This is a genomic window from Leifsonia aquatica (assembly GCF_014190775.1).
Lineage (GTDB): Bacteria > Actinomycetota > Actinomycetes > Actinomycetales > Microbacteriaceae > Leifsonia > Leifsonia aquatica.
The window spans coordinates 955373-970031 of sequence record NZ_JACHVP010000001.1 but is presented as its reverse complement, the minus strand read 5'-3'; the positions used below and the strand labels follow the sequence as shown (position 1 = coordinate 970031).

At 71.6% G+C, this 14659-nt stretch carries 11 protein-coding genes; 3 read left to right on the top strand and 8 right to left on the bottom strand.

What is annotated here, in order from left to right; all coding sequences use genetic code 11:
- Nucleotides 1–10 precede the first annotated feature (10 nt).
- From gatB to FHX33_RS04560, 8 genes are all read right to left on the bottom strand, one after another.
- On the bottom strand, nt 11–1510 hold the full coding sequence (gene gatB / locus FHX33_RS04595; RefSeq protein WP_183428216.1) for an Asp-tRNA(Asn)/Glu-tRNA(Gln) amidotransferase subunit GatB: 1500 nt from the start codon (nt 1508–1510) through the stop codon (nt 11–13).
- Nucleotides 1510–3057 (bottom strand): Asp-tRNA(Asn)/Glu-tRNA(Gln) amidotransferase subunit GatA, encoded by a 1548-nt coding sequence (gene gatA, locus FHX33_RS04590; protein ID WP_183428215.1) that lies wholly within the window; start codon nt 3055–3057, stop codon nt 1510–1512. The genes gatB and gatA overlap by 1 nt, the downstream gene beginning before the upstream one ends.
- Before the next feature lie 2 nt (nt 3058–3059).
- Nucleotides 3060–3356 carry an Asp-tRNA(Asn)/Glu-tRNA(Gln) amidotransferase subunit GatC gene (gatC, locus tag FHX33_RS04585; RefSeq protein ID WP_021765134.1) on the bottom strand — a complete coding sequence of 99 codons (297 nt, stop codon included), beginning with the start codon at nt 3354–3356 and terminating at the stop codon, nt 3060–3062.
- 62 nt (nt 3357–3418) lie between these two features.
- The gene (locus FHX33_RS04580) at nt 3419–5197 is read right to left on the bottom strand and encodes an alkaline phosphatase family protein (RefSeq protein ID WP_183428214.1); all 1779 of its coding nucleotides are present in this window, start codon (nt 5195–5197) and stop codon (nt 3419–3421) included.
- 28 nt (nt 5198–5225) lie between these two features.
- Nucleotides 5226–6482: an alpha/beta hydrolase gene (locus FHX33_RS04575; RefSeq protein WP_248616278.1), complete on the bottom strand. Its 1257-nt coding sequence runs from the start codon at nt 6480–6482 to the stop codon at nt 5226–5228.
- A 192-nt stretch (nt 6483–6674) separates the two neighbouring features.
- Nucleotides 6675–9047 carry an NAD-dependent DNA ligase LigA gene (ligA, locus tag FHX33_RS04570; RefSeq protein WP_338091999.1) on the bottom strand — a complete coding sequence of 791 codons (2373 nt, stop codon included), beginning with the start codon at nt 9045–9047 and terminating at the stop codon, nt 6675–6677.
- A 135-nt stretch (nt 9048–9182) separates the two neighbouring features.
- Nucleotides 9183–10283, bottom strand: a complete 1101-nt coding sequence (gene mnmA / locus FHX33_RS04565) for a tRNA 2-thiouridine(34) synthase MnmA (RefSeq protein WP_183428213.1) — start codon at nt 10281–10283, stop codon at nt 9183–9185.
- Between the two features lie 45 nt (nt 10284–10328).
- A complete protein-coding gene (locus FHX33_RS04560; protein WP_183428212.1) occupies nt 10329–11507 on the bottom strand; it encodes an aminotransferase class V-fold PLP-dependent enzyme in 1179 nt (392 codons plus the stop codon).
- 69 nt (nt 11508–11576) lie between these two features.
- Between FHX33_RS04560 and glgX the strand changes: the two genes are divergently transcribed.
- From glgX to FHX33_RS04545, 3 genes are read left to right on the top strand one after another with little or no spacing between them, the layout of a single operon-like run.
- Nucleotides 11577–13652 carry a glycogen debranching protein GlgX gene (glgX, locus tag FHX33_RS04555; RefSeq protein WP_021763243.1) on the top strand — a complete coding sequence of 692 codons (2076 nt, stop codon included), beginning with the start codon at nt 11577–11579 and terminating at the stop codon, nt 13650–13652.
- On the top strand, nt 13652–14149 hold the full coding sequence (ybaK, locus tag FHX33_RS04550; protein WP_021763244.1) for a Cys-tRNA(Pro) deacylase: 498 nt from the start codon (nt 13652–13654) through the stop codon (nt 14147–14149). Before glgX ends, ybaK begins: the two co-directional genes overlap by 1 nt.
- Entirely contained in the window at nt 14146–14649 is a 504-nt protein-coding gene (locus FHX33_RS04545; RefSeq protein ID WP_021763245.1) for a GNAT family N-acetyltransferase, read from the top strand. Before ybaK ends, FHX33_RS04545 begins: the two co-directional genes overlap by 4 nt.
- The last annotated feature ends 10 nt before the right edge of the window (nt 14650–14659 follow it).

Genomic DNA, 14659 nt, shown 5'->3' with positions numbered 1-14659 from the left:
TCGTGTCGCGCTACTGCGCGGCGCGCTCCAGGACGAGCTCGCGCACGCGCGCGGCGTCGGCCTGGCCCCGCATGGCCTTCATGACCGCGCCGATGACGGCGCCGGCGGCCTGCACCTTGCCGTCGCGGATCTTCGCGAGCACGTCCGGCTGAGCGGCCAGCGCCTCGTCGATCGCGGCGACGAGCGCGCCGTCGTCCGAGACGACCGCGAGACCGCGGGCGTCCACGACCTCCTGCGGGCGGCCCTCGCCGGCGACGACGCCCTCCAGCACCTGGCGGGCGAGGCGGTCGGTGAGCGTGCCCGCCTCGACCAGGCCGGCCAGCTCGGCGACGTGCGCCGGGCTCACCAGCGTGCCGGCGGGGACGTTCGACGCGTTCGCCAGACGGGCGATCTCGCCGGTCCACCACTTGCGTGCGGCCGCGGCGGTGGCACCGGCGGCGACCGTCGCCTCCACCTCGTCGAGCAGGTCCGCGTTCTCGACGTCCTGGAACTCCAGGGCGGTGAAGCCCCAGCCTGCCGCGAGGCGCTTGCGGCGCACCGACGGCTGCTCGGGCAGCGTGCCCCGGAGCTCCTCGACCCACTCGCGGCTCGGTGCCACGGGCACCAGGTCGGGCTCCGGGAAGTACCGGTAGTCGTCCGCGTCGCTCTTGGGACGGCCGGCGCTGGTGGTGCCGGTGTCCTCGTGCCAGTGGCGGGTCTCCTGGGTGATCGTGCCACCGGCGGCCAGGATGGCGGCCTGGCGCTGGATCTCGTAGCGCACGGCGCGCTCGACAGAGCGCAGCGAGTTGACATTCTTGGTCTCGGTGCGGGTGCCCAGCGTGCCGGAGCCGCGGGGACGGAGCGACACGTTCGCGTCGCAGCGGACGTTGCCCTCCTCCATCCGCGCGTTCGAGACGCCCAGCGCCTTCACGATGTCGCGGATCGCCCGTACGTAGGTGCGCCCGATCTCCGGTGCGTCCGCCTCGGCGCCCTCGATCATCCGCGTCACGATCTCGACGAGCGGGACGCCGCCGCGGTTGTAGTCCACGAGCGAGTAGTCGGCGCCCTGGATGCGGCCTGCGGCGCCGCCGACGTGCGTCAGCTTGCCGGCGTCCTCCTCCATGTGCGCGCGCTCGATGAGCACGGTGACCTCGCGGCCCGACTCCAGCTCGATGGTGACCGAGCCGTCGTGGGCGATCGGCTCGTCGTACTGCGATGTCTGGAAGTTCTTCGCCGTGTCCGGGTAGAAGTAGTTCTTGCGGGCGAAGCGGCTCGTCTCGGCGATGCCGCAGCCGAGCGCGAGGCCCAGGCGGATGCTCGACTCGATCGCCTTCTCGTTCACCTGCGGCAGACCGCCGGGCAGGCCCAGGCAGGTCGGGCAGGTGTTCGTGTTGGCACCCGAGCCGAACTCGTTGGCGCAGCCGCAGAACATCTTCGTCTTGGTGTTGAGCTCGACGTGCACCTCGAAGCCGAGCACCGGCTCGAACAGCTCCAGGGCCTTGTCGAAGTCCATCAGTTCCGCACCGGCCATCAGACGGCTCCCTCTTCGCTCGCGAACATCTCGGTGGCGGCCAGGTCAGGGGCCTGGCTCAGCAGGGTGCGACCCCACTTCTCCTCCAGCAGCCGCTCGAGGGCGGCGCCGATCGTGTACAGCCGGGCGTCGGCACGGGCCGGCGCCATCAACTGCATGCCGACGGGGAGGCCGTCCTCCGGCGCGAGGCCGATCGGCAGGCCCATCCCGGGCACACCGGCGAGGTTCGCCGGGATGGTGGTGATGTCGTTGAGGTACATCGCCATCGGGTCGGCGAGCTTCTCGCCGAGCTTGAACGCGGTGGTCGGCGCGCTCGGGCTGACCAGCACGTCGACCTTCTCGAACGCGGCCGAGAAGTCGCGCTGGATGAGCGTGCGGACCTTCTGCGCGCTGCCGTAGTAGGCGTCGTAGTAGCCGGCGCTCAGCGCGTAGGTGCCGAGGATGATGCGGCGCTTCACCTCGGGGCCGAAGCCGGCGTCGCGGGTGGCGGCCATGACGCGCTCGACCGTGACCGGGCCGTCCGTCGGGTCGACGCGGAGTCCGAAGCGCACCGAGTCGAAGCGCGCCAGGTTGCTGGACGCCTCGGCGGGCAGGATCAGGTAGTAGGCCGAGACGGCGTACTCGAAGCTCGGCGCGCTGACCTCGACGACCTCGGCGCCGGCGCTCTCGAGCAGGGCCACCGCCTCGTCGAAGCGCTGCTTCACGCCGGCCTGGAAGCCGTCGCCGGAGATCTCCTTGATGACGCCGACGCGCACGCCGCGCAGGGCGCCGTCCGTCTGACCGGCGAGGGCCGCTGCGGCCATCGACGGCCAGGTGTCGGAGAGCGAGGTCGAGTCGAGCGGGTCATGGCCGGCGATCACGTCGTGCAGCAGTCCCGCGTCGAGAACCGAGCGGGAGACCGGGCCGACCTGGTCGAGCGAGCTGGCCAGCGCGATCGCGCCGTACCGGCTCACGCCGCCGTAGGTCGGCTTGACGCCGACGGAGCCGGTGACGGCGGCCGGCTGGCGGATCGATCCGCCCGTGTCCGAGCCGAGGGCGAACGGCGCCTCGAAGGCCGCCACGGCCGCGGCCGAGCCGCCGCCGGAGCCGCCCGGGATGCGCTCCAGGTCCCACGGGTTGCGGGTCGGGCCGTACGCCGAGTGCTCCGTCGAGGAGCCCATCGCGAACTCGTCCATGTTGGTCTTGCCGAGCGGGACGAGGTCGGCCTCCCGCAGCTTGCGCACCACGGTCGCGTCGTACGGGGGCAGCCAGCCCTCGAGGATCTTCGATCCCGAGGTCGACGGCATGTCGTTCGTCGCGAGCACGTCCTTGATCGCGACCGGGACGCCGGCGAGCGGCCCGAGGGCATCGCCCGCGGCGCGGCGGCCGTCGATCTCGGCCGCGGTGCGCAGGGCCTTCTCGCCCGCCACGTGCAGGTAGGCGTGCACGTCGGTGTCGACCGCCTCGATGCGCTCGAGGTGGGCGCGGGTCGCCTCGACGGACGACACCTCGCCGGTCGAGAGCAGGTCGGCCAGTGCGGCGGCGCTGAGTCTGGTCAGGTCCGTCATGGTCACTCCTCGTCCAGGATGGCGGCGACCTTGAAGCGGTCGCCGTCGCGTGCGGGGGCGCCCGAGAGCGCCTGGTCGACCGTCAGGGACGGCACGACCTCGTCGCGCCGGAAGACGTTCGTCAGCGGCAGCGGGTGGCTGGTGGCCGGCACCTCGGGTCCGGCGACCTGCTGCACCTTGGCGACCGACTCCACGATCTGGCCGAGCTCGCTCGTGAGGCTCTCGATCTCTTCGGGGCTGAGGTCGATCCTGGCGAGACTCGCCAGGTGCGCGACCTGTTCTGCGCTGATTTCGGACATACGTCTCCGTCGGTGCTGGTGTGTTGAGGTGCCGCGGGTGCGCCCGGCGGCCTACGACGATTCTATTGCTCGCCGAAGAGCCCGAGGCCGAGCCGGCGCACGGCGTCGTACGCCTCCTGGTACGTCACCGGGACGGCGTCGCCCGGCTTGCCGTAGCGAGCGGTCAGCAGACCGACCAGTCCCACCCCGGGCGGGCTCAGCGGGCGGTCCTGGTCGCCCGGGGCCGGGGCGTCGGCCTCCGGGTTCGCCGGGAGGTACTGCGGATGGGTGTCCGGCCAGGTCCCGGGCTGCCGAGGCGTCGACAGATTGATGGCGTCGCGCAGGGTGCGCGCGCCGCGATCCCGCTCCGTCAGGTTGTCGAGCCCGTACTTCTCGCACAGCGTGGCGATCACCGCGGCGTGGTGCATCTCCTCGTGGAGGATCGATCCGCGCTCGGTGTACGCCGAGATCGCGATGGCGGGGACGCGCAGGCCGAGCCGGTCGAACAGGAAGCCGTTCTCCCCCGGCCCGGACTGGTCGGGCGGCGTCGCCGGCCCGGGCGGCACGTGGTCGTACGTGCCGCCGTGCTCGTCGAAGGTGACGAGGAGCATCGTGTTCAGCGCGTTGGAGCCCTTGGCGCTCCGCGACGACCGGATGGCGGAGTAGATGTTGTGGAGCAGCAGGTCGCCGGCACGGACGTCGGAGATGGCGCCTCCGACGATCACTTCGCCCCCGACCTCCTCCTCGGTCGTCGGACCTCCCGGCGGGTGCATGTCGTTGTGGTCGTAGAGCAATCGCGGCTCGACGAACGCGTAGTCGGGCAGGGTGCCCTCCTCGACGTCCTTGTAGAAATGGGACATCGTGCGGAAGTTGGTGCGCCAGTACGGCTCCAGCGCGGGCGCGTGGATGAAGCCCGTCAGGGAGATCAGCTGACGGTCGTCGAAGTAGACGCGCCAGCTGCGCCCGGCCTCCTCCAGCCGATTGAAGATCGTGGGCGCATCGTTGGCCGGATCGAACCACTTGCGCAGGCCCCCGTCTCCGGCGTTGTCGACGTAGCCGTGCGAGGTCGAGGCGTGGAAGAACGACCGGTTGCAGAACGTCTGCGACGGCACGGCGCAGTGCCAGTCGTCGTAGACCGCGAACTGGCGCGCGAGCGTGGAGAACACCGGCAGCATGTCCGGGGTGAACGACCCCATGATCCTGCGGTAGTCGTCGGCCACCGGCTCCTGACCGGTGTCCTTGCGGAGCACGCCGATGTAGTCGCGGACGAAGCCGTCCATCCCCGGCTTCTGCCCCGGCACCGGCGCGTTGTAGGGCGGCTGCATGTCCTTGACGAGCGCGTCCGCGTTCGACGGCGGATCCACGATGTCGAAGAGCTGGGTGTTGACGTGGGGGTAGACCTCGCCCGGGTCGGGCGACGGCTGGCGCATCACGAAGTCGGTCGTGCCCTCGTACGCGTGCACGGGGATGTCCGGACCGCCGTTCGGGTCCGGGTTGCGGTAGTCGCCGAAGGCCAGGCCGTCGAACCGCTTGCCCTTCGGCAGGTTCTTCTCGTCGTAGAGCCAGCCCAGGAGGTTGTCGAACGACCTGTTCTCGTACATGAGCACGACCAGGTGGTCGAAGCCCGGCTTCGCCCGCGGGGGAAGCGGCGGGTACTCCTCGCCCGGCTCGGCGCGCGGAGCCTCCCCGGCCACCGGTCGCGAGGCGTACGCGGCTCCCGCGGCCGCTCCCCCGGCGCCGCCCGCCACCGCCCCGGCGGCCACGAGGCCCGCACCCTTCAGGAAGTCGCGGCGCGACGACCCGCGCTTCTCGTGCTGCACGTCGTCCTGCACGCCGTCCTGCTGCTCGTCGTCCGATCCCATCCCGTCCATTATGCGGGCCGCGGACGGGTCAGAGAACGAGGCGCCCCTGGTCGATCCCGATCATCGCGAGGTTGCGCATGCATTCGGTGCCCGCGGTGAAGTACTCGTTGTGCCCGCTCGACCCCGCGAGCGTGCGGTGGGTCAGCGGGTCGACGGCGCCGCCGACGCCCATCTTCTTCGCGCCGTACGACGGCGATCCGGGATCGCTGCCGAAGAACGCGCTGTCGACGATCGGGTCCATCGGAGCCTCGCCCACCCAGACGTTGCCGCCGCGCACCGAGAGGTCCTTCACGGACTGCGCGTCGCTTCCGGGCGAGCCCATGAGAGCCAGCGCGTCGACCTGCACGTTGCCGCGCTCCAGCGCGAGCAGTGCGGCGGTCGAGCCGTACGAGTGCGCGAAGACGCTGAGGTACGGCGGATCGGCGGCCCGCAGGCTCGTGATGCCCTCCAGCGTGCGCTCCAGGCTGTCGGCCCCCTGCTGCGCGAGCGCCAAGCCGCCGATGTTCGTGAGCACAGGCGTCTGGTAGCCGATCCAGGCGACCACGGCGACCCCGGGCGTCTTCGATCCGCTGCCCTGACCGGCGATGCGCTTCAGGAATCCGGCCTCCTGATCGTGCAGGTCCTGCGCGACCTCCGCCCAGGCTTCGATCTGCTCGCCGACGGACATGTACATGCCCGGCACGAGCACGCTCACGTACTTCGCCGTGCTCAGGTCACCGACGACGATGGCCGCCTTCGCGTCGGAGGAGGTGTCGAGCGACACGAGGGTGCGGGTGACGCCATCCTTCTTCTCGAGGGCGTCCTTCACGTTGCCGAGGGTGGTGAGCTGACGCTGGAGGACGAGACGCTGGGTCTTGCCGCGCTCGGTCTTGAGGTCGGTCTTCGCGGTCGCGATGGTCCGCTTGAGGTCGAGCGCGTTCGCGCGGCCGCGCACGGTGTAGGGGACGCCTTCGAGGTTGCCGATGAGGTGCGGGGCCTCCTTCAGGAGCACCGCCTGCTGCTTGGCGTCGAGGATCGACCAGACCCGGCTGACGTCGGTCGCCGCGGGCGGATCCGCGATCAGCTTGTCGATCTCGGCATGATGCCCGGTGAGGTAGGCCGGAAGGGCGGAGGCGCTCACTCCGGCGAGCCGGCCGAGGGTGGAGGTCGCCGTGACATTCGAGGCTCCCGAGACGGGTGCATCCGACGTGATGCCGGCGGCGGCGACGGTCTGCGACGCGGGCGCGATGGAGGCGTCGGCGGGTACGACGAAGGCCCCGGTCAGTCCTGAGACTGCCGAGGTCACAATGGAGACAGCTGCAAAGCCGACCAGCACTCCGTCCGGGTCCCTCCGAGAGCGAGCGAGCTAAGCCCTTGCAGTGCGCATCGGGTGAGCGCACCTCTGCATGCTATCGGGGAAAACATGGACGTCGGCAGGCCGTTCTACCCCCGATTCAGGGGGAGACTTCGGATCCTGTCCGCGCTTTGACTGACAGGTTCAGGCCTCTCCGAGGGCATCCGGGCCCTGTTCGACGAGGATGCGGAACTGAGCGGCGTCGAGGACCCGGAGTCCGAGCTCCTCCGCCTTGGTGAGCTTAGACCCCGCGCCGGGTCCGGCGGCGACGAAATCCGTCTTCTTCGAGACGCTCGATGCGGCCTTCCCGCCCGCGGCGATGATCGCCTCCTGGGCGCCCTCGCGCGTGTACCCCTCCAGCGAGCCGGTGGCGACGACGGTCAGCCCCGCGAGCACGCCGCCGGCGTCGGCCGCGGCGCCCGGACCGGGGTGGCCGGGCGTCGAGAACTGCACGCCCGCCTTCGTCCAGCGGTCGACGATGTCGACGTGCCAGTCGACGCCGAACCAGTCGATCACCGCGTCGGCGATGATGCCGCCGACGCCGTCGACCTCGGCGAGCTCCTCCCTGCTCGCTGCGCGGATCGCGTCGAGCGATCCGAAGTAGTCGGCCAGCGCGCGCGCCGCGACGGGGCCGACGTGGCGGATGTTCAGGGAGACCAGGATGCGCCACAGCGGCTTGGTCTTCGCCTTCTCGAGCTCGGCGAGCAGCTTCGTCGCCGCCTCCGAGGGCAGGACGACCTGGTGGTCCTTGCGGATGCCCAGACGTCGGCGCTCCGCCGGGTCGAGGTCCTCGGTGCCGGGCGGGTACGTCTTGGCGCCGAGGCGCTGGAACGGCGAGCGGCGGATCGGCTCGCCCGTCACCTCGTCGAGCTTGATCTCGCCCGTCTCGGAGTCGCGCACGAGCACCTCGATCGGGACGAGCTCGTCGATCTCGAGGTCGAACAGCCGGGCCTCGGTCGCGAGCGGCGGGGTGGCCGGCACGACCGGCTGGGTCAACGCCGCCGCCGTGACTTCGCCGAGCGCCTCGATGTCGAGGCCGCCCCGCGATCCGATGTGCTCCACGCGCCCGCGCACCTGCGCCGGGCACGACCGGGAGTTCGGGCACCGGAGGTCGATGTCGCCCTCCTTCATCGGGCGCAGCGGGGTGCCGCACTCCGGGCACACCTCGGGCATGTGCCACTCGACCTGGGTGCCGTCGCGCTGCTGCTCGACGGCTCCGAGGATCTCCGGGATGACGTCCCCCGCCTTGCGCAGCACGACGGTGTCGCCGATCATGACGCCCTTGGCACGCACCACCTCCTGGTTGTGCAAGGTGGCCTGCCGCACGGTCGAGCCGGCGACCTTCACGGGCTCCATCACGGCGTACGGCGTCGCGCGGCCGGTGCGCCCCACCCCGACGACGATGTCGAGGAGCTTCGTGTGCACCTCCTCGGGCGGGTACTTGTAGGCGATCGCCCAGCGCGGGGCACGGCTGGTGGCGCCGAGCTCCACGTGGAGGTCGAGCTCGTCGACCTTCACCACGATGCCGTCGATCTCGTGCTCGACGTCGTGCCGGTGCTCGCCGCGGTCGGCGATGTAGCCGGCGACCTCCTCCACCGAGTCGAACACGCGCGAGTGCGGCGACACGGGCAGGCCCCACCCGGCGAGCAGCCCGTAGATCTCGGACTGGGCGACGACGTCGGGATGCTGCCACGCGCCGATGCCGTGGAGGTAGAGGGAGAGCCGCCCGAGCCGCTCGCGCATGAGCTCCAGCTCGAAGGCGTTCTTGTTCTCGCGGCGCTGGCGCAGGCTGCCCGCCGCGGTGTTGCGGGCGTTCGCGAACTCGGGATACCGCGTCTTGATGCGGTCCTCGGGGCGCCCTTTCGCCCGCTCGTCGTCCTCGTAGGCGGCCTGCAGGTCGCGCTGGCGCTGGTTGAGCGCCTCGAAGTCGACGGTGCGCAGGAAGACCTCGCCGCGCACCTCGAAGAACGCCGGGTAGCCCGTGCCGCTCAGCTGCCGCGGGATGGTTGGTATCCAGTCGATGTTCTCGGTGATGTCCTCGCCGACCCGGCCGTCGCCGCGGGTCGTCGCCGTCTCGAGCACGCCGTCGCGGTAGGCGAGGCTGATCGCGAGGCCGTCGATCTTGAGCTCGGTGAGCCAGCGCACCGGGCGTCCGGCGGCCGCGGCCGTCTTGGCCGCCCAGTCGCGGAACTCGTCGATCGAGAAGACGTTGTCGAGGCTGAGCATGCGCTCGGCGTGCTCGTGCTCGGGGAAGCCGACCGAGGCCACGACCGCGCCGACCTGCTGGGTGGGGCTGTCCTGCCCGGCCAGTTCGGGGAACGCCCGCTCGATCGCCTCCAGGCGGTGGAAGTCGGCGTCGTACTCCGCGTCGGAGAGCGCAGAGTCGCCGTCGCCGTAGTACGCCACGCGCGCGCCCTCGATGCGCTCGGCGAGCCGGTCGGCCTCCGCCCGCGCCGCCTCGAAGTCGAGGTCGCCGAACTCGACCGGGGTGTCACTCGTCTCAGAGATATCGCTCACGGACCAATACTAGGCAGCGCCGCCGACACCGCCGCGGCGCCTCCCCGGCCCGTGCACATTCGGCACGAATCGCGGGATACCGCGCCCCGAAGCCGCGATTCGTGCCGAATGTGCGCGGGAGGAGGCGGCCGCGCCTCAGGCCGGGACGGCGGAGACGGTGCGGTCGATCGTGGTCTGGCCGAGCACCCGCGTGCCGACGTACACGACGGCGGTCTGACCGGGGGCGACGCCGTCGAGCGGGGTGTGCGGGCGCACGACGAGCTCGCCGTCCGCGACGAAGGCGACGGCGGGCACGGGGTCGGAGTGAGCGCGGATCTGCACGTCGCAGTCGAAGGGCGTGGCCGGATCGGCGGGCGGGAGCCCGGCCCAGGTGAAGCGCGACCCCGCGATCTCCGCGATGTCGAGCGCCTCCTTCGGGCCGACGACGACCGTGTTGTCCTTGGGCCGCACCTCCAGCACGAAGCGCGGACGGCCGTCGGCGGAGGGGTAGCCGATGTTGAGCCCCTTGCGCTGTCCGACCGTGAACGCGAGCGCGCCCTCGTGGCTGCCGATGCGGTTGCCGTCGCGATCCAGGATGTCGCCGGTCTCGGCTCCCACGCGCTCGGCGAGCCAGCCGCGGGTGTCGCCGTCCGGGATGAAGCAGATGTCGTGCGAGTCGGGCTTGTTCGCGACACTGAGGCCGCGCGCCTCGGCCTCCGCGCGGACCTCCGCCTTGGACGGCGTCGCACCGAGGGGGAACATCGCGTGCGCGAGCTGGTCGGCCGTGAGCACCCCGAGCACGTAGGACTGGTCCTTGGCCCAAGCGCTGGCGCGGTGCAGCTCGCGATTGCCGTGCTCGTCGGTGACGACGGCGGCGTAGTGACCGGTGCACACGGCGTCGAAGCCGAGGTCGAGGGCTTTCTCGAGCAGCGCGGCGAACTTGATCCGCTCGTTGCAGCGCATACAGGGGTTGGGCGTGCGCCCGGCGGCGTACTCGGCGATGAAGTCGTCGACGACGTCGAGCTTGAACCGCTCGGAGAAGTCCCACACGTAGTACGGGATGCCGATGATGTTCGCGGCGCGCTGGGCGTCCATCGAGTCCTCGATGGTGCAGCAGCCGCGGCTGCCGGTGCGCAGCGTCCCGGGCATCCGGCTGAGGGCGAGATGCACGCCGACCACGTCGTGCCCGGCCTCGACCGCGCGCGCCGCCGCCACCGCGGAGTCCACTCCCCCGCTCATCGCTGCCAGAACCTTCACCCCGGGATTCTACGCCGTCGGGGCTGAGGGTCGGCCGGGCGGCGCTCAGGCCAGGCGGGACGCCCGTTCGGCGTGTCCGGCGCGGGCCGCCTGTGCGTAGGCCGCCGGGAGAGCATCGAGCAGCGCGGCCACGTCCGCTTCCGTGGAGGTGCGGCCCAGGGTGAACCGCAGCGCGCTGCGGGCGTCGAGCTCGCTCCGGCCCATCGCGAGCAGCACCTGCGACGGCTCCGGGATGCCGGCGGTGCACGCCGACCCGGTGGAGACCGACAGACCTGCCATGTCGAGCAGGAAGAGCAGGGAGTCGCCCTGCGCCCCGGGGAAGACGAAGTGCGCATTCGACGCGACCCGCTCCCCCGACGCCGGCTCCGGACCGCTCAGCACGGCCTCCGGAACGGCCGAGCGCACGCCGGCGATGAGGCGGTCGCGCAGCACCCCGAGTCGCGCGGCCTCGGCGGCGCGCTCGGCCTCCGCCGCCCGGGCCGCGACCGCGAACGATACGGCCGCCGCGACGTCCTGCGTCCCGCTGCGCACCTGGCGCTGCTGGCCGCCGCCGTGGATCAGCGGCACGACCGTGGAGGTGCGGCTCAGCACGAGCGCGCCGATGCCGACCGGCCCGCCGATCTTGTGGGCGGACACGCTCAGCGCATCCACGCCGAGCGCGGCGAAGTCGATCGGCAGGTGGCCGTAGGCGGAGACCGCGTCGACGTGCACGGGCACGCCCGCCTCCCGCGCCGGAGCCGCCAGGTCGACGACCGGCTGGATCGTGCCGACCTCGTTGTTGACCGCGAGGAAGGTGAGCAGCGCCGTCTCGTCCGGCGCGGCGATCGGCGCGGTCACGATGCGCCCCTCGGCGTCGAGGTCCAGCCACTCCGCGCGGGCGTCCTCCGCTCGCTCCAGCCACTCGATGGTGTCCGTCGTCGCGTGGTGCTCCCCGCCGGGCACGAGGATGCGCGGCCGCCGCGCCTGCGCGTTGCGCGCCCAGTAGAGGCCCTTGACCGCGAGGTTGATCGACTCGGTGCCGCCCGACGTGAAGACGACCTCGATCGGGTCGCAGCCGAGCGTGGCCGCGACCGCCTCCCGCGCCTCCTCCAGCATCCGCTTGGCCTGCTGGCCCTGGCTGTGGATGCTGGAGGGGTTGCCGACGACGCCCATCGCGTCGGCGAAGGCGGCGATCGCCTCGGGGCGCATGGGGGTCGTCGCGGCGTGGTCGAGATAGACCGGCACCGGGCCCTCCTCGGTTCGCGGGTGCGGCGCCGGACGGATGCCCGGTCGCCTGTCACTACTCTAGATCGCATGACCTCCGCCGATCCTCTGCGCAATCTGGGCGTCCGCGTCGGGCCGAACGGCGGCGAGCTGCGGGTGTTCTCCGCCAACGCCGACGCGATGGAGCTGTGCCTCTTCGACGAGCGCGACCCCAACTGGCTCGTGAAGACGCGCCCGATGACCCGCGACGCCAACGGGGTCTGGTCGGTGCGCTCGCGCTCGCTGACCGTCGGAAGCCGCTACGCGGTCCGCGTCTCCGGCCCGACGTCGCCGCAGAACGTGTTCAACCCCGAGACGCTCCTGCTCGACCCCTACGCCCGCGGAATGGTCCGCGCCGGGTCGGACGCGTGGCGGGGCGTCGTGATCGAGGACGGCTTCGACTGGGGCGATGTCGTCAAGCCCGCCACCCCGCTCGACCACACCGTGGTCTACGAGACGCACGTCCGCGGCTTCAGCAAGGTCAACCCGGCCGTGCCGGAGGAGCTGCGCGGCACGTACGCCGGGCTCGCCCACGAGTCCTCGATCGGGTACCTCCGCGATCTCGGTGTGACGGCCGTCGAGCTGCTGCCGGTCCAGACGTTCGTCTCGGAGCAGCGCCTCATCCAGCAGGGCCTCACCAACTACTGGGGCTACAACACCCTCAACTTCTTCACCCCGCACGCGCCGTACGCCTCGCGCGGGGCGCAGGCGGCCGGCCCGGAGGCGATCCTCGCGGAGTTCAAGGGGATGGTGAAGCTGCTGCACCAGGCCGGCATCGAGGTCATCCTCGACGTCGTCTACAACCACACGGCCGAGGAGGGGATCGGCGGCCCGCGCACGAGCTTCCGCGGCATCGACAACGCCACCTACTACCGCCAGGACGAGCAGGGCGTCTACATCGACGTCACGGGCTGCGGCAACACCGTCGACTTCGGCAAGCCCGTCCCGCAGCGGCTGGTGCTCGACTCGCTGCGCTACTGGGCGAACGAGATGCAGATCGACGGCTTCCGGTTCGACCTGGCCGCGACGCTCGGCCGCGGCGCCGACGCCTCCTACTCCCCCGATCACCCGCTCCTGCACGCCGCCATCGAGGACCCGGGTCTCCAGGGTGTGAAGATGATCGCCGAGCCGTGGGATGTCGGGCTCGGCGGCTGGCAGACCGGCAACTTCCCCGACGGCTGGTCCGAATGGAACGACCGCTACCGCGACCGCGTGCGCAACTTCTGGCTCGCCGACATCGCCGAGGCGCGCCGGAACGGTCAGGCTCCCGTCGGCATCGGCGGGTTCGCGACGCGCCTGGCGGGCTCATCGAACACGTTCGCTCCGGAGCGCGGCCCGCTCGCGTCCGTCAACTTCGTGACCGCGCACGACGGCTTCACGATGGCCGATCTCACCGCCTACGACGTGAAGCACAACCTCGGCAACGGCGAGGACAACCGCGACGGCACCGACAACAACCGGTCCTTCAACCACGGCGCCGAGGGGCCGACCGTGGACGAGAGCATCCTCCTCGCTCGGCACAAGGCGATGCGCAACCTGATGGGGACGCTGCTGCTCTCGGCCGGTGTGCCCATGATCACGGCCGGCGACGAGTACGGCCGCACCCAGCGCGGCAACAACAACGCCTACTGCCACGACAGCGAGCTCACCTGGCTGAGCTGGCTGCGCTCGCGGGAGCAGCGCGAGTTCGAGGAGACGACCAAGCGCCTCCTGGAGCTGCGGCGCACCAACCCGGCACTGCGGCCGAGCCGGTACGCCGTCCTCGGCGAGACGACCCCCAACGCGAGCCACATGGACTGGTACGACGCGACGGGCAGTCGGATGGACGACGAGGACTGGAACTCGCCCGAGAACCGCACCCTGCAGTACCTGGTCGCCTCGACGCCCGACAGGGAGGAGTTCAACCGCGTGCTCCTCATCGTGCACGGCGTGGAGGACGACGTGGAGGTGTCCCTGCCGGTCGCCCCGGGCGTCGAGTCGTACCAGCTGCTCTGGGACAGCGCGACGGAGGTGCCGATCGCGGAGGACCCGACCCTGCTCCTGCCCGGCTCGACGCGTCTCGTCGGCGGCGCGTCGATGCAGCTGTTCCGCGCCAACGGCCCGCGCGTCACGGAGCCGGGCGCCTGATGGCGAAGCCGAAGGCCTCGGCGGGGACGCCGGCGACCGTCGCGCTGACCGTGGCCGGACTGCCGTTCTCCCTGCATCCGTACGAGCACGACCCGGCCGCCGCGTCGTACGGGCTGGAGGCCGCGGAGGCGCTCGGCGTCGAGCCGGACCGCGTGTTCAAGACCCTGCTCGCCGACACCGAGCTCGGCCTGGTCGTCGGCGTCGTGCCGGTCACCGGCCTCCTCGATCTGAAGGCCCTCGCGGCGGCCGTCGGCGCCAAGCGGGCCGGGATGGCCGACCCGGCCCTGGCCGAGCGGCGAACCGGCTACGTCGTCGGCGGCATCAGCCCGATCGGCCAGAAGACGCGGCACGTCACCGTGGTGGACGAGACGGCGCAGCTCTTCGAGACCGTCTTCGTCTCGGGAGGCAAGCGCGGCCTCGACATCGAGCTGGCGCCGGACGACCTCCTGCGTGCGACCGAGGGCACGTATGCTGCCATCGCCAAGGAGACGGCGTGACCGCCGGAGTGCCCGCGGTCACCGTGCGTGCGGCGACGGCGGACGACGCTCTCGGCATCGCACAGGTCCACGTGACGTCCTGGCGGGAGGCGTACGCCCGCCAGCTGCCGGCCGACCTGCTCGCCGGGCTCGATGTGCAGCGGCGCGCGCAGGTGTGGACCGGCATCATCGAGTCGGGTGACACGAGGGTCTGGGTCGCCGAGACGAATGGGGCGATCGTCGGCTGGGCGAGCGCGGGAGCGGGTCGCGACGACGAAGCGCCCGTCCCGCTCGAATTGGAGGGCATCTACCTGCTCGCGAGCGCGCAGGGTTCGGGCGCCGGGCAGAGCCTGCTCGACGCGGCCGTGGGCGCGGCCGACGCCTACCTGTGGGTCATGGCGGACAATCCGCGGGCGCACGCCTTCTATCGGAAGAACGGCTTCGCCGCGGACGGCGCCGCGAAGGTGGAGCAGGTCGGCGAGGCCGCTGTGGAGGTCGTGCGCCTGGTCCGGGCCCGCTGACGCCGCGAAC